This is a genomic window from Pseudomonas sp. 09C 129, assembly GCF_002843625.1.
GTDB classification, from domain to species: Bacteria; Pseudomonadota; Gammaproteobacteria; order Pseudomonadales; family Pseudomonadaceae; genus Aquipseudomonas; species Aquipseudomonas chlororaphis.
Window position 1 is genome coordinate 6,775,614 of the sequence record NZ_CP025261.1, and the last position, 25,048, is coordinate 6,800,661.

The window sequence follows — 25,048 nt, forward strand, 5'->3', positions numbered from 1 at the left end:
CTTAAGCCGCATCGCGCTTGGCGCCGTTGCGGTAGGCCTCTACCGCCGCGATCAAGGCTTGAAGCAGCTCGGCGCTTTCGCCAATCACCGACAGGTCGGCGCGTTTGATCATGTCGCAGCCCGGATCGAGGTTGATCGCCACCACCTTGTCGCAGGCACCGATGCCCTGCAGGTGCTGGATCGCCCCGGAAATCCCCACCGCCACGTACACCCGGGCTGTGACCCAAGTGCCCGAGGCGCCGACCTGACGGTCGCGGGCCATGAAGCCATCGTCCACCGCCACCCGCGACGCGCCTTCGGTGGCGCCCAGGGCCGCGGCGGTTTTGTGGAACAGCTCCCAGTCCTTGACCCCGTTGCCGCCGGAGAAAATGAATTCGGCCTCGGCCATGGGAATCGCCGCCGGGTCCACCGCCACCGCGCCCAGGTCCTCGATTCGCGCCAGGCTGCGCGCCACCGTTGTGGATAACTCCACCGGCAGGGCTTCGTGGCGGGTTTCACTGACCGGCTCCGCGCATTCGGCAGCGGCCAGGATCAAGCGCGCCAGCGGTCGAGCCAGGTCCTGCAAGCCGGCACCGGCGCGGCCGATGCACTGCTCGTCCTTGACCTGCCAGACCCGTGTGGCCGGGCGTTCGCCCAGGGCCGCGGCAAAACGCCGGCCCAGTTCGCCGCCACCGGTACGGCTGTCGGGCAGCAACCAGTGGCGTGGGCTGAACTGGTTATCCACAGCCCGCAGGCCCTGGACCCGTTGTTCCGGTGCATAACCGCTGAATTCGTTGCCCTCGAGCACCAGCAGGCGGTCGACGCCGGCCGTGGCGAAGGCGTTTTCCTTATGCTCGCCGAACACCACCGCCAGCACCGCGCCGTCCTTGCCGGCCAACTGGTGGGCCAGGCCCAGCAGGTCGCGGTCGTGACTGCTCAGGCGGCCGCCGACCATGTCCGGCACCACGCTGATGTAGAACGCCGGCTGCGCCACCTGATGCAGCGGCAGCTGGACTTCGACCGCGGCGCTGCGCTTGACCGCCCCGCCCTGCTGGGCGCCGCTGCGGTCGATACGCTTGATGCCGTTGGGGCCGATGAAACCGATCCCGTGGGGGTTCTTGCGGAGGATGCCGTTGGGCCCCATCCAGCTGTGCTGCGCCGGCTGCATGGCCGCGTGCAGCGGGTGCAGGCGGTTACGGGCGATCCATTCGGCCCGCGGGTCGCGGCGGATAATGTCGCTCATCAGTGGGCCTCCGCAGGTTCACGTTTGGCCGGGGTCACCGGCTTGCCAGGCGCGGCGTCTTCCAGCAAGGCGTCGGCCACCAGTTCGGCGATGTCCTTGATCAGTGGTCGTGGTTCGACCACGCCTTCGAGCATCGCGGTGCATTGTGGACAACCCACGGCCACCAGCTCGGCGCCGGTTTCGCGGATGTCGTCCATGCGCATGTCGGGGATCCGCTGCTTGCCCGGGATGTCGGTGATCGGCGCGCCGCCACCGCCGCCGCAGCAGCGCGAGCGGAAACCGGAGCGTTGCATTTCCTTGACCTCGATCCCCAGGGCGCGCAGGACCTCGCGCGGCGCCTCGTACTCGCCGTTGTAGCGGCCCAGGTAGCACGGGTCGTGATAGGTCACGCTGTTGCCTTTGTGCTGGCCCAGATTCAAGGCGCCGCCGGCAATCAGCTCGGCCATGTAGGTGCTGTGGTGCTGCACCACGTACTCGCCGCCGAGGGCGCCGTATTCGTTTTTCAGCACATGGAAACTGTGGGGGTCGCAGGTGACGATGCGCTTGAAGCTGTACTTGGCCAGGGTCTGGATATTGCGCTTGGCCAGCAGCTGGAAGGTCGCCTCGTCGCCCAGGCGCCGGGCCACGTCGCCGCTGTCGCGTTCTTCCAGGCCCAGCACCGCGAAGTCGACCTTGGCCGCTTTCAGCACTTTGACGAAGGCGCGCAGGGTGCGCTGGTTGCGCATGTCAAAGGCACCGTCGCCGACCCAGAACAGCACGTCGGTGGTTTTCTTCTCGCCGAGCAGCGCCAGGTTGAGGTCCGCCGCCCAGTTCATCCGCCCGCCCGGGGCGAAACCGCCCGGGTTGTCGGTGGCGATCAGGTTTTCCAGGACTTCGGCGCCCTTGTTCGGGGTGGCGCCCTTTTCCAGGGTCAGGTGACGGCGCATGTCGACGATGGCATCGACGTGCTCGATCATCATCGGGCATTCCTCGACACAAGCGCGGCAGGTGGTGCAGGACCACAGGGTCTCGGCGTCCACCAGGCCGTTGACGATCGGCTGGTGCGGATTGCCGCTGTGTTCGCCGATGGCTTTGCCGGGATACGGGCTGCCAGCGAACTTGGCATCGGTACCGCCAGCCAGGCCGACGACCATGTCCTGGATCAGCTTTTTCGGGTTCAGCGGCTGGCCGGCGGCAAAGGCCGGGCACGCGGCTTCGCATTTACCGCACTGCACGCAGGCGTCGAAGCCAAGCAACTGGTTCCAGGTGAAATCCTTGGGTTTTTCCACGCCCAGCGGCGCGTTCGGGTCTTCCAGGTCCAGCGGCTTGAGGCCGGTGGAGCGGCCGCCACCGAAGCGTTCGGCACGGCGGTGCCAGGCCAGGTGCAGGGCACCAGCGAAGGCGTGCTTCATCGGGCCGCCCCAGGTCATGCCGAAGAACAGCTCGGACACGCCCCACAACACACCGATACCGAGGATCGCGGCCAGTACCCAGCCACCGAAGTTTTCCGGGAGGATCCCGGCCACCGGCAGGGTCACCAGGAAGAACGACGCCGAGAACGCCAGCAGGCTTTTCGGCAGGCGCATCCACGGGCCTTTCGACAGGCGCGCCGGCGGGTTGCGACGGCGCAGGTAAACGAAGATCGCGCCGACGAACATCACCGCCGACATCAGCAGCAAGGCGTAGCCGAGGATGCGGTTATGCAGGCCGAAACCGTGCACCAGGATCGCCAGCACGATGGACGCCACGGCGCCACCGGCCGTGGCCACGTGGGTGTTGGCGATGTATTTGTCCCGCGCCACCACATGGTGCAGGTCGACCATGTAGCGCTTGGGCATGGCCAGCAGGCCGCCGATCAGGTCGACCTTGGACGCACGGCCCCGGCGCCACATGGCCACCCGCCGCAACGCGCCCAGGACAGCCAGGCCGATGGCTGCGAACAGCAGGATGGGAAGAAGGGTGTTCAACATGGTGGAGCTCCCAAAGACCAGCTCGGTCGTTGTAGCCGCTGCCGCAGGCTGCGATGAAGTCCGCAGGACTTCCCTGCGAACTCAAGAGCACGACTGCTTCGCAGTCGATCGCAGCCTTCGGCAGCGGCTACAGGTATGGCTTAGAAATCCTTGCAGATCCGCAGGGCGTCATAGATGGCCGCGTGGGTGTTGCGCTGCGCCACGCAGTCACCGATGCGGAACAGCAGATAACCGTCGCCCGCCTGGCTCAACGAAGGCTGCGGCTTGATCGCGAACAGCGCTTCGACGTCGACCTGGCCCTTGTTGCGCGAGCCTTCCTTGAGCGCGTAGTAGATCGCTTCGTCGGGCCGCACGCCGTTCTCCACCACCACCTGGTCGACCACCCGCTCCTCTTTGGCGCCGGTGTATTCGTTCTCCAGCACCGCCACCAGCTTGTCGCCTTCGCGGTAGACCTTTTCCAGCATCATGTCGCCGGTCATGATCACTTCCTTGGGGTACATGCTGCGGTAGTAGGTCGGGAACGACGTACCGCCGATGGCCACGCCCGGCTTGATGTCGTCGGTGACGATCTCGACCTGGCTGCCCTTGTCGGCGAGGAAGTCGGCCACCGACATGCCGGTAAACTCGCAGATAGTGTCGTAGACCAGCACGTTCTTGCCCGGCGCGACCTTGCCGTCGAGCACGTCCCAGCTGCTGACCACCAGCCCTTCGGCGGCGCCCCAGTGCTCGTTCTGCTCAAGGAACGGATGCCCGCCGACGGCCAGCACCACGATGTCCGGACGCAGGTCGAGGATGGTCTCGGCATCGGCCGCGGTGCCCAGGCGCAGGTCGACCTTCAGCCGTGCCAGCTCCAGCTGATACCAGCGGGTGATGCCGGCGATCTGGTCGCGCTGCGGCGCTTTCGACGCAGTGGTGATCTGCCCGCCGATGGCCTCTTTCTTCTCGAACAGGGTCACGTCGTGGCCACGTTCGGCCGCCACCCGCGCCGATTCCATGCCGGCCGGGCCGGCGCCGACCACCACCACCTTGCGTTTCGGCCCGGTGGACTTCTCGATGATGTGCGGCACGCCCATGTATTCACGGGAGGTCGCGGCGTTCTGGATGCACAGCACATCCAGGCCCTGGTACTGGCGGTCGATGCAGTAGTTGGCGCCCACGCACTGCTTGATCTGGTCGACCTGGCCCATCTTGATCTTGGCGATCAGGTGCGGGTCGGCGATGTGCGCCCGGGTCATGCCGACCATGTCGACGTAACCACCCTCGAGGATGCGGGTGGCCTGGTTCGGATCCTTGATGTTCTGCGCGTGCAGTACCGGAACCTTGACCACTTCCTTGATCCCGGCGGCCAGGTGCAGGAACGGCTCCGGTGGATAACTCATGTTCGGAATCACGTTGGCCAGGGTGTTGTGGGTATCGCAACCCGAACCCACGACGCCGATGAAATCGAGCATGCCGGTGTCGTCGTAATACTTGGCGATCTGCTTCATGTCCTCGTGGGACAGGCCGTCCGGGTGGAACTCGTCACCGCAGATACGCATGCCCACGCAGAAATCGTCGCCGACTTCGGCGCGCACCGCCTTGAGCACTTCCAGGCCGAACTTCATCCGGCCTTCGAAGCTGCCGCCCCATTCGTCGGTCCGCTTGTTGACCCGCGGGCTCCAGAACTGGTCGATCATGTGCTGGTGCACGGCGGACAGCTCGACGCCGTCCAGGCCGCCGGCCTTTGCGCGACGGGCAGCTTGCGCGTAGTTGCCGATCACCCGCCAGATCTCCTCCGGCTCGATGGTCTTGCAGGTGGCGCGGTGCACCGGTTCGCGGATGCCCGACGGCGACATCAGGGTCGGCCAGTTGAAACCGTCCCAGCGCGAGCGGCGGCCCATGTGGGTAATCTGGATCATGATCTTGGCGCCGTGCTTGTGCATGGCGTCGGCCAGGTTCTGGAAGTGCGGAATGATGCGGTCGGTGGACAGGTTCACCGAGCTCCACCATTCCTGCGGGCTGTCGATGGCCACCACGGACGAACCGCCACAGATCGCCAGGCCGATACCGCCCTTGGCTTTCTCTTCGTAATACTTCACGTAGCGGTCGGTGGTCATGCCGCCATCGGTGGCGTAGACCTCGGCGTGCGCGGTGCTGAGCACCCGGTTGCGGATGGTCAGTTTGCCGATCTGGATCGGCTGGAACATCGCTTCGAAAGCCATTTTTCTTAACTCCGCTTACAACGGCTTGACGGTGAACAGGCCATCGTCGTGGCCTTCTTCGGAACCGCCGTAGACCTGTTCGGCGACGGTGCGGATCTTGCTACCGCGGGCGGCCAGAATCTGGTCCATGGCGCCGGCGAACCAGCCGGTGAACATGTAGTCGACCTTGCGTCCGACCTTGCCGTACACATAGACGAAGGCCGAGTGTTCGAGCTTGACGCTGGCGGTGCCCTTGTCGAGGTCGATGTCCTGGATCTTGAACAGGCCCCAGCCGCGCTGCGACAGGCGCTTCATGTAGTGCTCGAACACCGCGACGCCTTCCAGGCCGTGGCATTCGGCTTCTTTTTCACACCAGTGCCAGGCGGACTTGTAGCCGGCCTTGTAGAGGATCTCGGCGTAGGCGTCGGCGCCCAGTACTTCCTCGATGCCCATGTGGTTGTTGACGAAGAAGTGACGCGGCACGTACAGCATCGGCAGGGCGTCGGAGGTCCAGACACCGGTTTCGCTGTCGACTTCGATAGGCAGTTGTGGGGCGATCTTGGCCATGTTTCAAAACTCCGGAATTCTTTTGGATTGGTGCATCCGTAGCCGCTGCCGAAGGCTGCGATAAGGCTCGAAGAGCCTTCCGAGGGCCGCAGGAGCGCGTCTCCTTCGGAGCCGATCGCAGCCTTCGGCAGCGACTACAGGTGTGTGCTGTGGAGGGTTGGCGTTATTCGCCCCAGACGTCCTTGAGGACGTTGACCCAGTTCTCGCCCATGATCTTGCGCACCACACGCTCGGAGTGACCGCGCTTGAGCAGGGTCTCGGTGAGATTGGGGAACTCGCCCACGGTGCGGATGCCCAGCGGGTTGATGATCTTGCCGAAGTTGGTCAGGCGACGGGCGTAGCCCTTGTCGTGGGTCAGGTATTCGAAGAAGTCCTGGCCATGGCCCTGGGTGAAGTCGGTGCCGATGCCGATGGCGTCTTCGCCGACGATGTTCATGGTGTATTCGATGGCCTCGGCGTAGTCGTCGATGGTCGAATCGATGCCCTTGGCCAGGAACGGCGCAAACATGGTCACGCCGACGAAACCGCCGTGGTCGGCGATGAACTTCAGCTCTTCATCGGACTTGTTGCGCGGGTGTTCCTTGAGGCCCGACGGCAGGCAGTGGGAGTAGCAGACCGGCTTTTTCGATTCGAGGATGACTTCCTCGGAGGTCTTGGAGCCGACATGGGACAGGTCGCACATGACACCGACGCGGTTCATCTCGGCGACGATCTCGCGACCGAAGCCCGACAGGCCGCCATCGCGCTCGTAGCAGCCGGTGCCCACCAGGTTCTGGGTGTTGTAGCACATCTGCACGATACCCACGCCCAGCTGCTTGAACACCTCGACGTAGCCGATCTGGTCCTCGTAGGCGTGGGCATTCTGGAAGCCGAACAGGATGCCGGTCTTGCCCAGTTCCTTGGCCTTGCGGATGTCGGCGGTGGTGCGCACCGGCATCACCAGGTCGCTGTTCTCGCGGATCAGCTTCTGGCTGGAGGCGATGTTGTTGACCGTGGCCTGGAAGCCCTCCCACACCGACACGGTGCAGTTGGCCGCGGTCAGGCCGCCTTTACGCATGTCTTCGAACAGCTCACGGTTCCACTTGGCAATGATCAGCCCGTCGATAACGATGCTGTCGGCGTGCAATTCGGCTGGGCTCATCAGGCAGTCCCCTTATTGGCAATTCATGCGCCGAATCGTCTGCCGGCGCTTTGGGGTCAGCATATGCCTCGGTGCCCGGGCAGCCGGGTGCAAAAACGACAGGGGAATTGCCGAAAGCGTCAATCCGCGACAAAGGGTCTGCCGGGCGTCCCTTGCCCCATCTGTTCTTTGTCATGCGCATGGGCCAGAATCCGCCGCATCACTGGATTAGAGGGGGCTGCGACGCAATGAAATCGATCTTCCTGGCTTTGGCACTGCTGGCGACGGGCGCACAGGCGGCTGAAGAAGCCGACAACTCCCCGTGCGACAGCGTCGAACAGGATCAACAGACTCTGGAATGCGCCACCTTCAACAAAACCACCGCCGAGCAACTGCTGAGCGACAACCTGCAGGGCCTGCTCGAACGCCTGGGCACGCAATACGGCAGCGACAAGGCGCAGCTGGCCGACATCACCGCCAAGGTGCAGAACGCCCAGCAGCTGTGGCAGAAACAGCGCGACGCCGACTGCGCCGTCGATACCTTCCCCGCCAAACCCGGCAGCAAGGCCTACGCCGTTGCCCAGGCCGACTGCCTGGCGCGCATGAGCGATGAACGGTCGGAATTTCTTGAGTCGATCGGGCAGGAGTAACGAGTCGGCCGCAAGTTTTTCTACAACAGGAATACCGCAATCGCGGGCAAGGACTGGGCGTCCCCCCTGCTCCTACAGAAGCATGAGCAATACCCGGACAAGGTTCTCGCCTTGGCCCGCGAGCGAATATAAGCAAAGATTGATTAATCTTATAAAAGGCTTATATTCGTTCATGAACAGCATCCTGTGGACCCGTAAGGCCGTCAAACAACTGCTGCGATTGCACAGCGCCCATCAGCTACAGATCCGTGACGCGGTGACCTTGCTCGGCGACATGCCCGACACCGGCAACGTCAAGGCGCTCAGCGGTCACGCCTATGCCTATCGCCTGCGAGTGGGCAACTATCGAATCCTGTTCGACTGGGATGGCGCTATCAGAGTGGTCAGTATTCAAGAGGTCAAGAAACGTGACGAACGCACCTACTGACATCCAGATCATCAACGGCACGGACGGCAAGCCGGCGTTCGTGGTGATCCCTTATGCGGACTATGTGGCGCAACGCCAAGAGCCGGACCTGATCCCCCATGACGTGGTCAGCCGCATCGTTGACGGCGCCACGCCGATCCGCGCCTGGCGCGAGCACCTGCACCTGACCCAGGACGAGGTCGCCAGGCGCCTGGGCATTTCCCAGCCGGCCTTCGCCCAGCAGGAAAGCGTCGCCAAGCCTCGGCGCGCCACCCGCGAGAAGATCGCCGCGGCCTTCGGCATTCGCGCCGACCAGCTGGAACTGTAAGCTGCACGCCATTCATCGAGAAAAGGTTTTCCCATGAGCATCTGCGGCATCGAAATCAAAGGCAGCGAAGCCATCTTCGCCCTGGCCACCCTGCAAGACGGCACGGCGCAACACCTGGCCAACGCCTGCAAGAAAATCGCCCTGGACGACGATGACGAAGCCGCCAACGTCAAAGCCTTCGCGGCCCAGGTGGCCGCCTTCGTCCGCGACAACGGCATCAGCCGCATCGCCATCAAGAAGCGCAGCAAAAAAGGCGAATTCGCCGGCGGCCCGACCACCTTCAAGATCGAAGGCGTGTTCCAGCTGCTGGACAACTGCGAGGTGACCCTGCTGTCGCCGCAGACCATCAACGCGCAGAACAAGAAGCACAACGTCGACCTGCCGGCGACGCTGAACAAGTATCAGCATGAGGCGTACAAGACCGCCTGTGCGGCGTTGCTGAAAAAGTAATCCTGTCTCTCTTGCTCGCGACGCAGGCAACGCGCTGGGTCAGGCAGACCGCCATCGCGGGCAAGCCTCGCTCCTACAGAATCAGCAGCTCAGACCTTCAGGCTTTGGCGCCGGTCTTCCCGCGGGCACTGGGCAAACCGGGCGCGATAGCTGCGGGTGAAATACGAGGGTGATTCGAAGCCGCAGGCGATGCTGACTTCCAGCACGCTCATGTCGGTCTGGCGCAGCAGTTGCCGGGCCTTTTCCAGGCGCAGCCCCAGGTAGAAGTTGCTCGGGGTGTCGTTCAGGTGCAGGCGGAACAGGCGTTCGAGCTGGCGCCGGGTGACCTTGATCGACTCGGCCAGTTGCAGGGTGCTCAGGGGCGGCTCGCTGTGCTGTTCCATCTCGCCGATCACCTGCACCAGCTTCTTGTTGCGGATGCCGTAGCGGGTGGCGACTTCCATGCGCTGGTGGTCCTTGCGCGGGCGGATGCGCCCGAGCACGAACTGTTCGCTGACCTGGATCGCCAGCTCCGGGCCGTGGGCCTGGCCGATCAGGTCGAGCATCATGTCGATGGACGCGGTGCCGCCAGCCGAGGTGATGCGCCGCCGGTCGATCTCGAACAGCTCCTGGGTCACGCTGATCTGGGGATAGGACTCCTTGAACGCCTCGATCGCTTCCCAGTGCAGGGTCACGCGGTGGCCTTCGAGCAGCCCGGCCTGCGCCAGGACCACGCTGCCGGTGTCGATGCCGCCCAGGGTCACGCCCTCCACATCCAGGCGGCGCAACCAGTGCACCAGCGCCGGGGTGACGAACTTCAACGGTTCGAAGCCGGCCACCACCAGCAGGGTCGCGCCCTTCTTCAACGGCTCCAGCGCCGCGTCGGCGTTGACCGACATGCCATTGCTCGCCAATACCGCGCCGCCATCGGCGCTCAGCACATGCCAGCGATACAGCTCGCCGCGAAAGCGATTGGCCACGCGCAGCGGCTCGATGGCCGAGATGAACCCGATGGCCGAGAAGCCCGGCATCAGCAAGAAATAGAAATCCTGGGACATGGAACGCACTCGGATGACGGGCAGCGTGGCCACTGTGATACGCCGTTTCCACGCCGGGTTCAAGACGAAGGTCGCTGCAGTGCAAGAGCCGGTCGCCGCTGTGCGTTTTCAGCGCCCGCCAGCTGCGTAACGTGGCATCACCGGCGCACATAGACGCCGGAACCGACAATAACGACCTGCCGAGGAAACCTTCATGAAACGACTGATCAGCAGTTGCGTCCTTGCACTCAGCGGTACCGTCTTTCTCAGCTCCGGCGCCATGGCCGCCGACGCCGCCAGCTGCCAGAACGTGCGCCTCGGCGTGGTCAACTGGACCGACGTGATCGCCACCAGCGCCATGGCCCAGGTGCTGCTCGACGGCCTCGGCTACAAGACCAAGCAGACCAGCGCCTCGCAGCAGATTATTTTCGCCGGCATCCGCGACCAGCGCCTGGACCTGTTCCTCGGCTACTGGAACCCGCTGATGACCCAGACCATCACCCCCTTCGTCGACGCCAAGCAGGTCAAGGTGCTGGCCGAGCCCAGCCTCAAGGACGCCCGCGCCACCCTCGCCGTGCCCACCTACCTGGCGGACAAGGGCCTGAAAACCTTCGCCGACATCGCCAAATTCGAGAAGGAACTGGGCGGCAAGATCTACGGCATCGAGCCCGGCTCGGGCGCCAATACCCAGATCAAGGCGATGATCACCAAGAACCAGTTCGGCCTGGGCAAATTCCAGCTGGTCGAATCCAGCGAGGCCGGCATGCTCGCGGCGGTGGATCGCGCCGTGCGACGCAAGGAAGCCGTGGTGTTCTTCGGCTGGGCGCCGCACCCGATGAACGTCAATGTGCAGATGACCTACCTCACCGGCAGCGATGACGCCCTGGGCCCGAACGAAGGCATGGCCACGGTGTGGACCGTCACCGCGCCAACCTACGCCGAGCAGTGCCCGAATGTCAGCCGGCTGCTGAGCAACCTGACCTTCAGCGCCGAGGACGAGAGCCGCATGATGCAACCGCTGCTCGACCACAAGGACGCCCTGGAATCGGCCAGGCAATGGCTGGCCGAGCATCCGCAGGACAAGGCGCGCTGGCTCGAAGGGGTCACCACCTTCGACGGCAAACCCGCTGCCGACAACCTGAAACTGACCAGCCAATAACCACCCCGAACTCCCTCTGCGCAGCGCCAAACGCCTGCGCAGCGACCCACCACGCCTGTAAGGAACCCGCACCATGAACCACGACGTCATCATCACCTGCGCACTCACCGGTGCTGGCGACACGACCGCCAAAAGCCCCCACGTGCCGGTCACCCCGAAACAGATTGCCGCCGCCGCGGTGGAAGCGGCCAAGGCCGGCGCCACCGTGGTCCACTGCCACGTGCGCAACCCGCAAACCGGCAAGTTCAGCCGCGATGTCGCGCTGTACCGCGAAGTGATGGAGCGTATCCGCGAGGCGGACGTCGACATCATCGTCAACCTCACCGCCGGGATGGGCGGCGACCTGGAGATCGGCGCCGGCGAAAACCCGATGGAGTTCGGCCCCAATACCGACCTGGTCGGCCCGTTGACCCGCCTGGCCCACGTCGAGGAACTGCTGCCGGAAATCTGCACCCTGGACTGCGGCACCCTGAACTTCGGCGACGGCGACACCATTTACGTGTCCACCCCGGCGCAACTGCGCGCCGGCGCCAAGCGCATCCAGGAACTGGGGGTGAAGGCCGAGCTGGAAATCTTCGACACCGGCCACCTGTGGTTCGCCAAACAGATGATCAAGGAAGGCCTGCTGGACGACCCGCTGTTCCAGCTGTGCCTGGGCATTCCCTGGGGCGCGCCGGCCGACACCACCACCATGAAGGCCATGGTCGACAACCTGCCGGCCGGCGCGGTCTGGGCCGGCTTCGGTATCGGCCGCATGCAGATGCCGATGGCCGCGCAGGCGGTGCTGCTGGGCGGCAACGTGCGGGTCGGCCTGGAAGACAACCTGTGGCTGGACAAGGGCGTACTGGCGACCAACGGCCAGTTGGTGGAGCGCGCCGGCGAGATCCTCAGCCGCCTCGGCGCCCGCGTCCTGACCCCGGCCGAGGGCCGGGCCAGGATGGGCCTGCGCAAGCGCGGCTGACCCGGAAGGCGATTACCTGTAGCCGCTGCCGAGCCCGTGAGGCCGCGCACGGCTGCAACGCAGCCGCCACAAGGGTCACCACGAATGACCTGATTTACCGCGCCGTCTGGCCTTACGACTGCTGCGCAGCCGTACGCGGCCTCGCGTTGCTCGGCAGCGGCTACAGATATGTTCACTTTTGACTTTCAGGAAATGACCATGAGCTTTATCACCGAAATCAAAACCTTCGCCGCCCTGGGCAGCGGTGTCATCGGCAGCGGCTGGGTATCGCGCGCCCTCGCCCACGGCCTGGACGTGGTGGCCTGGGACCCGGCGCCCGGCGCCGAGGCGGCCCTGCGCAAGCGCGTGGCCAATGCCTGGGGCGCCCTGGAGAAACAGGGCCTGGCACCGGGCGCTGCGCAGGATCGCCTGCGCTTTGTCGCGACCATCGAGGAGTGCGTGAAAGACGCCGACTTCATCCAGGAAAGCGCCCCGGAACGCCTGGAACTGAAACTCGAGCTGCACGCCAGGATCAGCGCCGCGGCCAAGCCCAATGCGTTGATCGGCTCCAGCACCTCCGGCCTGCTGCCGAGCGAGTTCTACGAGAGCTCCACCCACCCGGAACGCTGCGTGGTCGGCCACCCGTTCAATCCGGTGTACCTGCTGCCGCTGGTGGAAGTGGTCGGCGGCAAGAACACCGCGCCAGAAGCCGTGCAGGCCGCGATCAAGGTCTATGAATCCCTCGGCATGCGCCCGCTGCATGTGCGCAAGGAAGTCCCGGGCTTTATCGCCGACCGTCTTTTGGAGGCGCTGTGGCGCGAGGCCCTGCACCTGGTCAACGACGGCGTCGCCACCACCGGCGAGATCGACGACGCGATCCGCTTCGGCGCCGGCCTGCGCTGGTCGTTCATGGGCACTTTCCTGACCTACACCCTGGCCGGGGGCGATGCCGGCATGCGCCACTTCATGGCCCAGTTCGGCCCGGCCCTGCAGCTGCCGTGGACCTACCTGCCGGCCCCGGAACTGACCGACAAGCTGATCGACGACGTGGTCGAAGGCACCGCCGAGCAGCTCGGCACCCACAGCATTTCGGCGCTGGAGCGCTATCGTGATGACTGCCTGCTCGCCGTGCTCGAAGCGGTTAAAACCACCAAGGCCAAACACGGCATGAGCTTCAGCGAGTAACCCTGACGCCCCCTGTAGCCGCTGCCGCAGGCTGCGATAAGGCTCGAAGAGCCTTCCAGGGGCCGCAAGAGCGCGTCTCCTGCGGAGCCGATCGCAGCCTGCGGCAGCGGCTACAGGTTCAGCCCGCCATTTTCGTGAGCCCATGACATGCCCGCACTCACCACCTACACCACCCGCATCAGCCCCGACTGGGTCGATTACAACGGCCACCTGCGGGACGCTTTCTACCTGCTGATTTTCAGCTACGCCACCGACGCCCTGATGGACCGGCTGGGCATGGACAGCAACCACCGCGAAGCCAGCGGCAACTCGCTATTCACCCTGGAGCTGCACCTCAATTACCTGCATGAAGTGAAGCTCGATACCGAGGTCGAAGTACACACCCAAATCATCGGCCACGACCGCAAGCGCCTGCACCTGTACCACAGCCTGCACAAGGTCGGTGACGACCTGGAACTGGCCGGCAACGAGCAGATGCTGCTCCACGTCGACCTCGCCGGCCCGCGCTCGGCGCCGTTCAGCGAGCCGGTGCTGAACAGACTGCGAGCCATCGCCGCCGAGCAGGCCAACCTCCCCGCCCCCGCCTGGATCGGTCGGGTGATTGCCCTGCCGCCGGAAAAATAACCGCCCATAAACAGGAGCGCACCGTGAATACCTCCACCGCTTTTGCCGACTTCCGCAGTTACCCGTTGATCAGCGCGTTGACCGCCGTACAAGCCCAGGCGGACCGTGTTCAGGTGCAGTGGGCCGACGGTCGCTCGAGCCCCTTTCATCATCAGTGGCTGCGCGACAACTGCCCCTGCGCGCACTGCGTCTACAGCGTGACCCGCGAGCAGGTGCTGGAGATCGTCGACGTCGCCGAAGACCTGGCCCCGGCCGTCAGCCGGATCGACGCCCAGGGCTGCCTGAGCATCGACTGGCAGGACGGCCACCTCAGCCGCTTCGATCCGGGTTGGCTGCGGGCCCACGCCTACGACGATGAAAGCCGCGCCGAGCGCCGCGCCCGTCGGCCACACAGCCAGTTGTGGGACAGCCGGCTGCAACTGCCGGTGTTCGAGTACCAGGTGCTGATGGAGGACCCGCAGGCGCTGTTGCAATGGCTGCTGGCGGTGCGCGATATCGGCCTGACGCAGGTCCGCGGCGTGCCCACCGAACCGGGGTCGCTGGCCCAGGTCGCCAAGCGCATCGCCTTTATCCGCGAGAGCAATTTCGGCGTGTTGTTCAACGTGCAATCCAAGGCCGACGCCGACAGCAACGCCTACACCGCTTTCAACCTGCCGCTGCACACCGACCTGCCAACCCGCGAGCTGCAACCGGGCCTGCAGTTCCTGCATTGCCTGGTGAACGACGCCGAAGGCGGCGAAAGCATCTTTGTCGACGGTTTTGCCATCGCCGACGCCTTGCGCCGCGAAGACCCCGAGGCGTTTCACGCGCTGTGCGAGATCCCCGTGGAGTTTCGCAACAAGGACCGCCACAGCGACTACCGCTGCCTGGCGCCGGTGATCGCCCTGGATGCGCTGGGTGAGGTCACGGAGATCCGCATGGCCAACTTCCTGCGCGGGCCGTTCGAGGCCTCGGTGGATGACATGCCCCGGCTCTACCGCGCTTATCGACGCTTTATCGCCATAACCCGCGAGCCGCGCTTTCGCCTGATCCAGCGCCTCAACCCGGGCGAGCTGTGGTGCTTCGACAACCGCCGCACCCTGCACGCCCGCAACGCCTTCGACCCCGCCACCGGCGCGCGGCATTTCCAGGGTTGCTACATCGACCGCGACGAGTTGCTGTCGCGGATCCTGGTGTTGCAGCGTTAGACCGCGTCGCGTCAATCGCGAGCAAGCTCGCTCCTACAGAGGCGATGTCGTACCCAGCATCGTGCTACGACGCGAACCTGTAGGAGCGAGCTTGCTCGCGAAAAAATGGCCCAGACACCACCTTTCTCCAGGCAAAAAAATCCCCGATCAAGCCGTGACAGGATCGGGGCAGAGGAGGTTTTCTGAGGAGCCGACACGAGGGTGACCAAACCTTCGATGACCGAGCTGGAATCCAGTGTGCCCAGTCGCCTTCAAGCCAAGTTAGCCGAAAACGACCTGTTCATAGGCATCCCGGCCATTGCGACAATTCGCCCTTGCCGACTGTCCGGGTGGCTACCAGAATCGGCTCACGACCACACTCCCTGAACAAGGATAAGAGTCATGATGCACGCGGATCTGATTGACCAGGACGACCTGCTCGGCCAACTGAGGGCCCTGGGTTTTGAAATGCCGGCCGGCGCCACGGCCGACCAGGCCTGCGAGTGTGCGGTGCGCGGCTTGAGCGATGCCCGGGCCAAGGCCCTCAAGGGCATGGTCGAGCAGATGCTCACCGGCAATGCCACCATCCTGCCGGCCGTGCGCCAGGCCATCGACAAACAACTGTTGCCGGCCCTGGCCCAATTCCAGAACAGCCGCGCCTGAGCCTTCGCCGGGAGCGGATCGCGGAGTAGAGTGCGGTGCCTGCACACCAAGGAGCCGCCCCCATGATTCGAATCGAACCCTGCCAGCCAGCCCATCAAGCGGACTGGCTGCCGTTGCGCCAGGCGCTGTGGCCCGACTGTCCGGCCGAGGAACACCGGGACGAAATCGCCAGTTTGCTGGACGACCCGCAGCGCTATATCAACCTGCTCGCTTATACCGCCGATGGGCGGCCAGTAGGGTTGGCCGAGGCTTCGTTACGCCACGACTACGTGAACGGCACCGAGCATTCGCCGGTGGTGTTTCTGGAGGGTTTGTACGTCAGCGCCGAACAGCGGCGCCAGGGCATTGCCGAACGGCTGATCGATGCCGTCGCCCAATGGGGGCGGGATCAGGGCTGCGTGGAAATGGCTTCGGATACCGGCCTGGAAAACCTGGTGAGCCAGACCGTGCACAAGGCGCTCGGTTTCGAGGAAACCGAGCGCGTCGTGTACTTCAGGAAAAGCCTGTGATTACAGCCTGACGCTGGCGAAGGTCGATTCGTTGCGCGCCTGGCTCAGCGAGGACATCGGGCCGGCCAGCACCAGCGCCTGCGGAATCGGCATCATCGCCACCTGTTGGGCGGTGTTGGAGCCCACGCGTTCGTCACGCGGTGGAATGCCGAAGTACTCGCGGTAGCACTTGGAGAAGTGCGGCGTGGAGACAAAACCGCAGACCGAAGCCACTTCGATGATCGACATCGGCGTCTGCTTGAGCAGTTGCCGGGCGCGGATCAGCCGCAGCTTCAGGTAGTAACGCGATGGCGAGCAGTGCAGGTATTTCTGGAACAGCCGCTCCAGCTGGCGACGGGATACCGAAACGTAGACCGCCAGTTCGTCGAGGTCGATCGGCTCTTCCAGGTTGGCTTCCATCAGCGCGACGATTTCCTGCAGTTTCGGCTGGTTGGTGCCGAGCATGTGCTTGAGCGGCACGCGCTGGTGATCCTGCTCGTTACGGATACGTTCGTAGACGAACATTTCCGAGATCGCCGCCGACAGTTCACGGCCGTGATCGCGGCTGATCAAGTGCAGCATCATGTCCAGCGGCGCGGTGCCGCCGGAACTGGTGAAGCGGTTGCGGTCGAGGGTGAACAGGCGGGTGCTCATGGCCACCCGCGGGAAGGCTTCCTGCATCGAGGCCAGGCATTCCCAGTGCACGCTGCAATCGAAACCGTCGAGCAGGCCGGCGCAGGCCAGGGCCCAGCTGCCGGTGCAGACCGCGCCGAGGCGGCGGGACTGGCGCGCCTGGCTTTGTAGCCACGACACATGTTCGCGGGTCACGGTGCGCTGGATGCCGATGCCGCCGCAGACGATCACGGTGTCCAGGGCCGGGGCTTTGTGCATGGAGGCGTCGGGGGTGATCTGCAGGCCATCACTGGCCCAGACCTGGCCGCCGTCGACGCTGAGGGTGGTCCAGCGATACAGCTCGCGACCGGACAACTGGTTGGCCATGCGCAGCGGCTCGACCGCGGACGCCAGGGAAATCAGCGTGAAATTGTCCAGCAGCAAAAAGCCGATGGATTGAGGCGCACGGTTCTGGGGTTGAGCCCCGGAGTTGAACGACGTCATCGCGGTATCTCCTCACACAAAGCAGGTGATGGCCTCAGGCGGAGGCTCTTGTTATTGCCATCGTTCTCACGTGGGAGACGGGCTTTGTGAGGACAGAGCAATTGCCATGCCTAAAATTGAATGGCCATTCAATAACTCCTGAAAACGACGTCGCGATGCGTCTATATAAGCCGTGCGCAATGTGCGGGTTATCAGTGTCGAATCGGCCTGGAAGGGCCCTGGCCCGGTGGCTGTGAGCAAATCGGTAGCACTTGTGGGAACGGCGAGAAACGTCCCGGGAAAAGAGTGTCACCGCAAGCACAGGTGGGCGCTCAGCCGAGGTCAGCGAAAAACCTGACCGATGAGCCTTGGGACTTACCTGTTTGCGACGCTCCAAAAGGTGGCGAGGGCGCCGCGGGGTGTTCAATTTATGAGCAATGGATTGGAAACAGGCGGTGGATGATCCGGCGTCATCGCGGGCAAGCCTCGCTCCTACGGAATGCGTTTTCTGTAGGAGCAAGCGGGCGGCGATCCGACTTGCCTGCGATGGACTGCGCAGCAGTCCCGCTGTTAAAGCATCAACACTCCACAGCGCTGACCGCCAAGCCGCCGCGGGATGTCTCCTTGTATTTGTCGTGCATGTCGGCGCCGGTATCGCGCATGGTGCGGATCACCCGGTCCAGGGAAATGAAGTGCTGGCCGTCGCCGCGCAGGGCCATTTGCGCGGCGTTGATGGCCTTCACCGCGGCAATCGCGTTGCGCTCGATGCACGGCACCTGCACCAGGCCGCCGACCGGGTCGCAGGTCAGGCCGAGGTTATGCTCCAGGCCGATTTCCGCGGCATTGCACAGCTGCTCCGGCGACGCCCCGAGAATCTCCGCCAGGCCGGCGGCGGCCATCGCGCAGGCAGAACCCACCTCGCCCTGGCAGCCGACTTCGGCGCCGGAGATCGAGGCGTTTTTCTTGCAGAGGATGCCCACCGCCGCCGCACCGAGGAAAAAGTCCACCACGTTGGCGTCGGTGACGTCCTCGCTGAAGCGCATGAAGTAATGCAGCACCGCCGGGATGATCCCCGCCGCGCCGTTGGTCGGCGCCGTCACCATGCGTCCGCCGGCGGCGTTTTCCTCGTTCACCGCCAGGGCGAACAGGTTGACCCACTCCATGGCGCTCAGGGTCGAGCCGATCACATTGGGTTTGTTCAGTTCCTGCAGGCTGCGATGCAGCTTGGCCGCGCGGCGCCGCACATTGAGCCCGCCGGGCAGAATGCCTTCGTGTTTCAGGCCCTGCTCGACGCAATCCTGCATGGCCTGCCAGAGCTTCATCAGGCCGGCGCGGATCTCCTCCTCCGAACGCCAGACCTTCTCGTTGGCCATCATCAGTTCGGCCACCCGCAGGTTGTGCTTCTGGCACAGGCTCAGCAGCTCCACGGCGCTGGAGAAGTCATAAGGCAATTCGGTGCGATCCAGGTCCACCACGCCGCTGCTGGCCTGGGCCTGGTCGACGACAAAACCGCCGCCCACGGAATAATAGGTATCGCGGTGCAGTTCCCCGGAGTCGCCTTCGGCCACCAGGGTCATGGCGTTGGGATGGAACGGCAGGTTTTCGTCGATCAGCAGCATGTCGCGCGCCCAGACGAAGGGAATCGGCAGGCGGTTGTCGAGCAGCAGGGTATTGGTTTCGCGCAGGGTCTCGATGCGACAGCCGATCTGCGACGGATCGATCGCATCCGGCCATTCGCCCATCAGCCCCATGATCACCGCGTTGTCGCTGCCGTGGCCGATGCCGGTGGCCGACAGCGAACCGTAGAGCCTTACCTCGACGCGGCGCACCTGGCCCAGCAGGTCTTTCTCGCGCAGGGCCTGGACGAACAGCGCCGCGGCGCGCATGGGCCCGACGGTGTGGGAACTGGAGGGGCCGATGCCGATTTTGAACAGGTCGAAAACACTGATAGCCATGACTGCGAAACTCCTCGATGAGCACACGCCGGGCGCCAAAACGCCCGGTGGCGAAGCTGCTACGCTCAAGCAGTAATCCGCCGAGATACGCGCATCATCAGGCTTTTGCAGTGTCGTTCGACGTCTCACACCGACTCACTCATGCCCACCAACGCCGTGGTCCGCGGACCTGCGGTTCTGGCCGTTTTTTTGCGGTTCAGATGGGCAAAAAGTGCTGAAAAAAGCTGTAAGCGACCTCACCGACACTGGATGCGACCCTCCCTGTACTGGATACGACGCACCCTGTAGGCGTCAGATTTTCACTGGTACATGATCAGTCTCGACTCGATTGCAAGGCACTGTGGTAGAGCTGTCCCACTCGCCCCAACCGCAACACTTATAAGTGCGGTCAGACACACCGCCAGAAAACACCCAGGAGTCCACCCCATGAAAGGTTCCCCGTCGTTGTTGTTGGCCGCCATGCTGAGTCTGCCGCTTCTGGCGCACGCCGCAGAACCGGCGCAATGCAGCACCGTAAACTTCTCCGATGTCGGCTGGACCGACATCACCGTCACCACCGCGACCACCAGCGTCGTGCTCGATGCCCTTGGCTACAAGACCAAGACCACGATGATTTCCGTACCGGTGACCTACAAGTCCCTGGCCGACGGCAAGAACATGGACGTGTTCCTCGGCAACTGGATGCCGACCATGGAAAACGACATCAAGCCCTACCGCGATGCCGGCACCGTGGAAACCATCCGCGCCAACCTGGAGAACGCCAAGTACACCCTGGCGGTCCCGGAAGAGCTGTACAACAAGGGCCTGAAGGATTTCGCCGACATCGCCAAGTTCAAGAAAGAACTGGACGGCAAGATCTACGGCATCGAGCCGGGCAACGACGGCAACCGCATGATCCAGAGCATGATCGACAAGAACGCCTTCGGCCTCAAGGACGCCGGCTTCAAGGTGGTCGAGTCCAGCGAGGCGGGCATGCTGTCCCAGGTCGAGCGCGCGCAACGGCGCAGCACCGCGGTGGTGTTCCTGGGCTGGGAACCGCACCCGATGAACACCCGTTTCAAGATGAAGTACCTGACCGGCGGCGACGAGTTCTTCGGCCCCAACTACGGCCAGGCGACCATCTACACCAATACCCGCAAGGGCTACGCCGAGGAATGCAGCAACGTCGGTCAGTTGCTGAAGAATCTGTCGTTCACCCTGAACATGGAAAGCACCCTGATGGGTAACGTCCTGGACGACAAGATGAAGCCCGAGGCGGCCGCCAAGGCCTGGCTGAAGAAAAACCCCGAGGTACTCGATACCTGGCTCGCTGGCGTGACCACCATTGACGGAAAACCTGGCCTGGAGGCCGTGAAAGCCAAGCTTGCACAGTAAGTCGCTTATGCCGGGCGGGGTCGCCCGCCCGGGCTGTTTATTCCTTGCATGCGGACGTTCAATACCATGCTCATTGATCAGAAAATCCCTTTAGGCCAGTACATCGCTGCCTTCGTCGAATGGTTGACGCAACACGGCGCCAACACATTCGATGCGATCGCATCGACCCTGGAAACGATGATCCACGGCGTGACGTTTGCGCTGACCTGGTTCAACCCACTGGCCTTGATCGGCCTGATTGCCTTGCTGGCGCATATCATTCAACGCAAATGGGGCCTGACCGCCTTCGTCGTGCTGTCCTTCCTGCTGATCCTCAATCTGGGTTACTGGCAGGAAACCATGGAAACCCTGGCCCAGGTGCTGTTCGCCACCCTGGTCTGCGTGCTCATTGGCGTGCCGTTGGGCATCGTCGCCGCGCATAAGCCGATGTTCTACACCATGATGCGTCCGGTGCTCGATCTGATGCAGACCGTACCGACCTTCGTTTACCTCATTCCTACCCTGACCCTGTTCGGTCTGGGCGTGGTACCAGGCCTGATTTCCACGGTGGTGTTCGCCATTGCCGCGCCGATCCGCCTGACCTACCTGGGCATCCGCGATGTACCACAAGAGTTGATGGACGCCGGCAAGGCCTTTGGCTGCTCCCGCCGTCAACTGTTGTCGCGTATCGAGCTGCCCCATGCCATGCCGAGCATCGCCGCCGGCATCACCCAGTGCATCATGCTGTCGTTGTCGATGGTGGTGATCGCGGCCCTGGTGGGCGCCGATGGCCTGGGCAAACCCGTGGTCAACGCACTGAACACCGCCGATATCGCCCTGGGCTTCGAAGCGGGCCTGGCAATCGTACTGCTGGCGATCATGCTCGACCGTATCTGCAAACAACCCGAAGCCAAAGTAGGGGGTGACGCATGAGCATAATCCGCTTCGATAACGTCGACGTTATCTTCTCCAAGGATCCACGCGAGGCGCTCAAGCTGCTGGATCAGGGCATGACCCGCAACGAGATCCTGAAAAAGACCGGCCTGATCGTCGGTGTGGAAAAGGCCAGCCTGGACATCGAGAAAGGCGAAATCTGCGTGCTGATGGGCCTCTCCGGTTCCGGCAAGTCGAGCCTGCTGCGCTGCATCAACGGCCTCAACACCGTGAGCCGCGGCAAGCTGTTCGTCGAGCATGAGGGCAAGCAGATCGACATCGCTTCCTGTACCCCGGCGGAACTGAAGATGATGCGCACCAAGCGCATCGCCATGGTGTTCCAGAAGTTCGCCCTGATGCCCTGGCTGACCGTTCGCGAGAACATCAGCTTCGGCCTGGAAATGCAGGGCCGGCCGGAAAAGGAACGGCGCAAGCTGGTGGACGAGAAACTCGAGCTGGTGGGCCTGACCCAGTGGCGCAACAAGAAGCCCGACGAACTGTCCGGCGGTATGCAGCAACGTGTCGGCCTGGCCCGCGCCCTGGCGATGGACGCCGACATCCTGCTGATGGACGAACCCTTCTCCGCCCTCGACCCGCTGATCCGCCAGGGCCTGCAGGACGAACTGCTGGAGCTGCAACGCAAGCTGAGCAAGACCATCGTGTTCGTCAGCCATGACCTCGACGAGGCCCTGAAACTGGGCAGCCGCATCGCCATCATGAAAGACGGGCGGATCATCCAGTACAGCAAGCCGGAAGAAATCGTGCTGAACCCGGCGGACGACTATGTGCGCACCTTCGTCGCCCATACCAACCCGCTCAACGTGCTCTGCGGCCGCAGCCTGATGCGCACCCTGGACAACTGCAAACGCATCAACGGCTCGGTGTGCCTGGACCCGGGTGGCGACTCCTGGCTCGACCTGGCCGAGGGCAACACCATCAAGGGCGCACGCCAGAACGGCGCCAGCCTCGACCTGCAGAACTGGATCCCGGGCCAGGCGGTGGAAGGCCTGGGCCGCAAGCCGACCCTGGTGGACTCCAACATCGGCATGCGCGACGCGCTGCAGATCCGCTACCAGACCGGCAACAAGCTGGTGCTGCATGACAACAACAAGGTGGTGGGGATCCTCGGCGACAGCGAGCTCTACCACGCGCTGCTCGGCAAGAACCTGGGGTAACAGCGACACGCAGACAAAAACGCCGCGACATCGATCGCGGCGTTTTTGTTTTATCGGGAATAAAGGGTGCAGGTTTGCTCCCTGTTGCGGGAGCGGGTGTTGCGCTGGGTCAGGGATGGCGCTTCGCGAGCAAGCTCGCTCCTACAGGTCAAATCCAATCCTTGTAGGAGCGAGCTTGCTCGCGATACAGGGGACGCGGCGTAACAGGGCTACACCGCGTCCCTCACGTCTTAGCTGTAGACCCGGCCAAGGAGCTGCCGATGGCTTTCGAACTGATCGAGCACGTCACGGGTGATCTGCTCCTGCGTGAAGCCCATCAAGTCGTATTCCTGGCTGCCGTTGTGCAGGTAGACCTCGGCGCGGTAGTAGCGTGCACGCTCTTCGGGCGCATCGGCCGATTCGCTCGGCGCAGCCAAGTAGCCGTCCAGGCTCACTTCATAGACAAAAGGGTTGCCCTCTTCCATCTCGATCCGCACGCCCATGCAACGCTTGGACTTGCCCAGCAGGGTTTGCACATCCAGGCCCTGGTTGCGCAGCTGGGTCGCGGCTTCTTCCAGTGCCGGCGTCACGTGCTTGTCCATGAAACGCTGGACCACCGCCTGGGTCGGCTGCAGGTCCAGCTGGGTCAGGCGCTCGCTGAAACCACGACGACCACGGGCCGCCAGTTCCGCCTGTTCCTGTTCGATCTGCGTGTCCTGGCGCATGGCCTTGTGCAGGCCGAACATGAAGCACACCAGCACCACCGAGAACGGCAGGCCAGCCAGCACCACCATGGTCTGCATGGCTTCGAAGTTACCGGCGAACAGCAGGCCGACGGTCACCAGGGTGATCACCACCGACCAGAAGATCCGCAGCCAGTGCGGGGCGTCTTCGTCGACGTTGCCGCCCTTGCAGGACAAGTTGGCCATCATCACCGCGCCGGAGTCGGCCGGGGTCAGGAACAGCACGAAGCCGACGAAAATCGACACGCCGATGACAATCTTCGACGCCGGGTAATGATCCAGCAGTTGGTAGATCGCCATGGACGGCTGTTCCAGCGCCGTCTTGCCGAGCTCCACCGCGCCATGGTTCATCACCAGGTCCAGGGCCGAGTTACCGAACACCGACAGCCAGGCCAGGGTGAAGCCCAGCGGAATCAGCAGCACGCCCGCCACCAGTTCGCGCACGGTACGGCCGCGGGAAATACGCGCGATGAACATGCCGACGAATGGCGCCCAGGAAATCCACCAGGCCCAGTAGAACAGGGTCCACAGGCCCAGCCAGCGGTCGGACTTGGCGCTGTCGCCTTCGTACACATAGAGGTCGAAGGTCTTGAGCACCACACCGTTGAGGTAATCGCCGACGTTTTGCACGAAACCGTTGAGCAGGTGCAGGGTCGGACCAAACAGCAGCACGAAGATCAGCAGGCCGCTGAACAGTACGATGTTCAGGTTGGACAGGCGGCGAATGCCGTTTTCCACACCGGATACCGCGGCGATGGTGGCCACGGTACTCATGACGATGATCACGATCAGCAGGTTGGTGTTGCTGTGTTCCATGCCGAACAGGTTTTCCAGGCCGGAAGACACCTGCATCGAGCCGATGCCCAGGTTGGTCACCAGGCCCAGCAGGGTCACGAACATGCCGAAACCGTCCACCGCGTGGCCGGCCGCGCCCTTGACCCAGCGCTCGCCCACCAGCGGGTACAACGCCGAACGCAGCGCCAGTGGCTGGTTGTGGCGGTAGGCAAAGTAGGCCACGGCCAGGCCGACCAGGGCGTAGATCGCCCAGCCGTGCAGGCCCCAGTGCAGGAACGTCAGTTGCAGCGCCGAACGCGCGGCCTGGTTGCTGCCCGGTACGCCTTCAGGCGGATTGAAGTAGTGGTCCAGCGGTTCGGAAGCACCGAAGTACAGCAGCGAAATGCCGATACCGGACGAGAACAGCATGCCGGCCCAGGCGCCATAGCTGAAATCCGGAGTGTCTTGCTTGGTCCCCAGCTTGAGCTTGCCGTAGGAGGAAAACGCCAGGCCGACGACGAAGACCAGGTAGGCGGCGATCACCACCATGTAGTACCAGCCGAAGCTGCGGGACAACCAGGCCTGGGCAATGCCGAGCAGTCTGCCGGCCTCTTGCGGGGCGATGATCAGAATGGCGGTCAGCAGCAGGATCAGCGCGGTGGAGGTGTAGAACACCCAACCGTTGACCCGCACCTTTTCCGGTGGGGTCTTTATAAGAGAGGCAGAACTCATGGCACAGATGCTCCAGGCAGTGCGAGAGAAGAACACAAGGCAACACGGCACCCGACCAATCGGTTAGTTGGCAGCCGACCGACGGGTGATATAAAGACACCCCGAAAAAAGCCCGAACCCGCAGGGGTTGCGTTGAGAACCAGCGTCGAAGGCCTTGTGCAAACGTGCAGTTCGTCACCTGGCCTTAAGCGTCTTG

At 63.7% G+C, this 25,048-nt stretch carries 23 protein-coding genes; 14 read left to right on the top strand and 9 right to left on the bottom strand.

All coding sequences use genetic code 11. The features are described 5' to 3' along the window. Position 1: 1 nt before the first annotated feature. The 5 genes from CXQ81_RS30380 to CXQ81_RS30400 form a co-directional block, all read right to left on the bottom strand. A complete protein-coding gene (locus CXQ81_RS30380) occupies positions 2–1,222 on the bottom strand; it encodes an electron transfer flavoprotein subunit alpha/FixB family protein (RefSeq protein WP_101339320.1) in 1,221 nt (406 codons plus the stop codon). Next, on the bottom strand, positions 1,222–3,171 hold the full coding sequence (dgcB, locus tag CXQ81_RS30385; RefSeq protein WP_101339321.1) for a dimethylglycine demethylation protein DgcB: 1,950 nt from the start codon (positions 3,169–3,171) through the stop codon (positions 1,222–1,224). The genes CXQ81_RS30380 and dgcB overlap by 1 nt, the downstream gene beginning before the upstream one ends. 140 nt (positions 3,172–3,311) lie before the next feature. Then, positions 3,312–5,372, bottom strand: coding sequence for a dimethylglycine demethylation protein DgcA (dgcA, locus tag CXQ81_RS30390; protein WP_007926356.1), 2,061 nt, complete (start codon positions 5,370–5,372; stop codon positions 3,312–3,314). A gap of 15 nt (positions 5,373–5,387) precedes the next feature. Next, positions 5,388–5,918 (bottom strand): DUF5943 domain-containing protein, encoded by a 531-nt coding sequence (locus CXQ81_RS30395; protein ID WP_007926354.1) that lies wholly within the window; start codon positions 5,916–5,918, stop codon positions 5,388–5,390. A gap of 163 nt (positions 5,919–6,081) precedes the next feature. Next, positions 6,082–7,059 (bottom strand): dipeptidase, encoded by a 978-nt coding sequence (locus tag CXQ81_RS30400; RefSeq protein ID WP_007926352.1) that lies wholly within the window; start codon positions 7,057–7,059, stop codon positions 6,082–6,084. A 227-nt stretch (positions 7,060–7,286) separates the two neighbouring features. Here CXQ81_RS30400 and CXQ81_RS30410 point away from each other — a divergent pair, with 227 nt between their 5' ends. From CXQ81_RS30410 to CXQ81_RS30425, 4 genes are all read left to right on the top strand, one after another. Further along, positions 7,287–7,688 carry a lysozyme inhibitor LprI family protein gene (locus CXQ81_RS30410; protein ID WP_101339322.1) on the top strand — a complete coding sequence of 134 codons (402 nt, stop codon included), beginning with the start codon at positions 7,287–7,289 and terminating at the stop codon, positions 7,686–7,688. A gap of 172 nt (positions 7,689–7,860) precedes the next feature. After that, on the top strand, positions 7,861–8,115 hold the full coding sequence (locus CXQ81_RS30415) for a type II toxin-antitoxin system RelE/ParE family toxin (RefSeq protein ID WP_101339323.1): 255 nt from the start codon (positions 7,861–7,863) through the stop codon (positions 8,113–8,115). Continuing rightward, positions 8,054–8,422, top strand: a complete 369-nt coding sequence (locus CXQ81_RS30420; protein WP_087089476.1) for a helix-turn-helix domain-containing protein — start codon at positions 8,054–8,056, stop codon at positions 8,420–8,422. Before CXQ81_RS30415 ends, CXQ81_RS30420 begins: the two co-directional genes overlap by 62 nt. Before the next feature lie 33 nt (positions 8,423–8,455). Then, positions 8,456–8,872, top strand: a complete 417-nt coding sequence (locus CXQ81_RS30425) for a DUF3010 family protein (protein WP_101339324.1) — start codon at positions 8,456–8,458, stop codon at positions 8,870–8,872. An 89-nt stretch (positions 8,873–8,961) separates the two neighbouring features. Here the strand turns inward: CXQ81_RS30425 and CXQ81_RS30430 are convergent, their stop codons facing one another. Next, positions 8,962–9,909 carry a GlxA family transcriptional regulator gene (locus tag CXQ81_RS30430; RefSeq protein ID WP_101339325.1) on the bottom strand — a complete coding sequence of 316 codons (948 nt, stop codon included), beginning with the start codon at positions 9,907–9,909 and terminating at the stop codon, positions 8,962–8,964. 193 nt (positions 9,910–10,102) lie between these two features. Between CXQ81_RS30430 and CXQ81_RS30435 the strand changes: the two genes are divergently transcribed. The 7 genes from CXQ81_RS30435 to aac(6') all read left to right on the top strand — a co-directional run bounded on the left by CXQ81_RS30435 (position 10,103) and on the right by aac(6') (position 16,134). After that, positions 10,103–11,047 (top strand): choline ABC transporter substrate-binding protein, encoded by a 945-nt coding sequence (locus tag CXQ81_RS30435; RefSeq protein WP_101339326.1) that lies wholly within the window; start codon positions 10,103–10,105, stop codon positions 11,045–11,047. Between the two features lie 73 nt (positions 11,048–11,120). Beyond that, a complete protein-coding gene (locus CXQ81_RS30440; protein ID WP_101339327.1) occupies positions 11,121–12,008 on the top strand; it encodes a 3-keto-5-aminohexanoate cleavage protein in 888 nt (295 codons plus the stop codon). A gap of 198 nt (positions 12,009–12,206) precedes the next feature. Continuing rightward, on the top strand, positions 12,207–13,172 hold the full coding sequence (locus CXQ81_RS30445; protein WP_101339328.1) for an L-carnitine dehydrogenase: 966 nt from the start codon (positions 12,207–12,209) through the stop codon (positions 13,170–13,172). 147 nt (positions 13,173–13,319) lie between these two features. Beyond that, positions 13,320–13,796 (top strand): thioesterase family protein, encoded by a 477-nt coding sequence (locus tag CXQ81_RS30450; protein ID WP_007926003.1) that lies wholly within the window; start codon positions 13,320–13,322, stop codon positions 13,794–13,796. Positions 13,797–13,819: 23 nt separating this feature from the next. Beyond that, positions 13,820–14,983 carry a gamma-butyrobetaine dioxygenase gene (locus CXQ81_RS30455; protein ID WP_101339329.1) on the top strand — a complete coding sequence of 388 codons (1,164 nt, stop codon included), beginning with the start codon at positions 13,820–13,822 and terminating at the stop codon, positions 14,981–14,983. Between the two features lie 381 nt (positions 14,984–15,364). Beyond that, complete coding sequence (locus CXQ81_RS30460; protein ID WP_007925996.1) at positions 15,365–15,625, top strand: hypothetical protein; 261 nt, start codon at positions 15,365–15,367, stop codon at positions 15,623–15,625. Positions 15,626–15,687: 62 nt separating this feature from the next. Next, positions 15,688–16,134, top strand: coding sequence for an aminoglycoside 6'-N-acetyltransferase (aac(6'), locus tag CXQ81_RS30465; RefSeq protein WP_007925994.1), 447 nt, complete (start codon positions 15,688–15,690; stop codon positions 16,132–16,134). Here the strand turns inward: aac(6') and CXQ81_RS30470 are convergent, their stop codons facing one another. Continuing rightward, positions 16,135–17,229, bottom strand: coding sequence for a GlxA family transcriptional regulator (locus CXQ81_RS30470; protein WP_007925992.1), 1,095 nt, complete (start codon positions 17,227–17,229; stop codon positions 16,135–16,137). It lies immediately after the preceding gene. A gap of 557 nt (positions 17,230–17,786) precedes the next feature. Next, positions 17,787–19,163, bottom strand: a complete 1,377-nt coding sequence (locus CXQ81_RS30475; protein WP_101339330.1) for an L-serine ammonia-lyase — start codon at positions 19,161–19,163, stop codon at positions 17,787–17,789. A gap of 426 nt (positions 19,164–19,589) precedes the next feature. Here CXQ81_RS30475 and CXQ81_RS30480 point away from each other — a divergent pair, with 426 nt between their 5' ends. From CXQ81_RS30480 to choV, 3 genes are all read left to right on the top strand, one after another. Further along, complete coding sequence (locus CXQ81_RS30480) at positions 19,590–20,537, top strand: choline ABC transporter substrate-binding protein (RefSeq protein WP_007925988.1); 948 nt, start codon at positions 19,590–19,592, stop codon at positions 20,535–20,537. A gap of 66 nt (positions 20,538–20,603) precedes the next feature. After that, positions 20,604–21,449, top strand: a complete 846-nt coding sequence (gene choW / locus CXQ81_RS30485; RefSeq protein ID WP_007925985.1) for a choline ABC transporter permease subunit — start codon at positions 20,604–20,606, stop codon at positions 21,447–21,449. Then, on the top strand, positions 21,446–22,624 hold the full coding sequence (gene choV / locus CXQ81_RS30490; protein ID WP_007925983.1) for a choline ABC transporter ATP-binding protein: 1,179 nt from the start codon (positions 21,446–21,448) through the stop codon (positions 22,622–22,624). The genes choW and choV overlap by 4 nt, the downstream gene beginning before the upstream one ends. Before the next feature lie 230 nt (positions 22,625–22,854). Here choV and betT read toward each other — a convergent pair whose 3' ends face one another. Further along, positions 22,855–24,852 (bottom strand): choline BCCT transporter BetT, encoded by a 1,998-nt coding sequence (gene betT / locus CXQ81_RS30495; protein ID WP_007925980.1) that lies wholly within the window; start codon positions 24,850–24,852, stop codon positions 22,855–22,857. Positions 24,853–25,048: the final 196 nt, after the last annotated feature.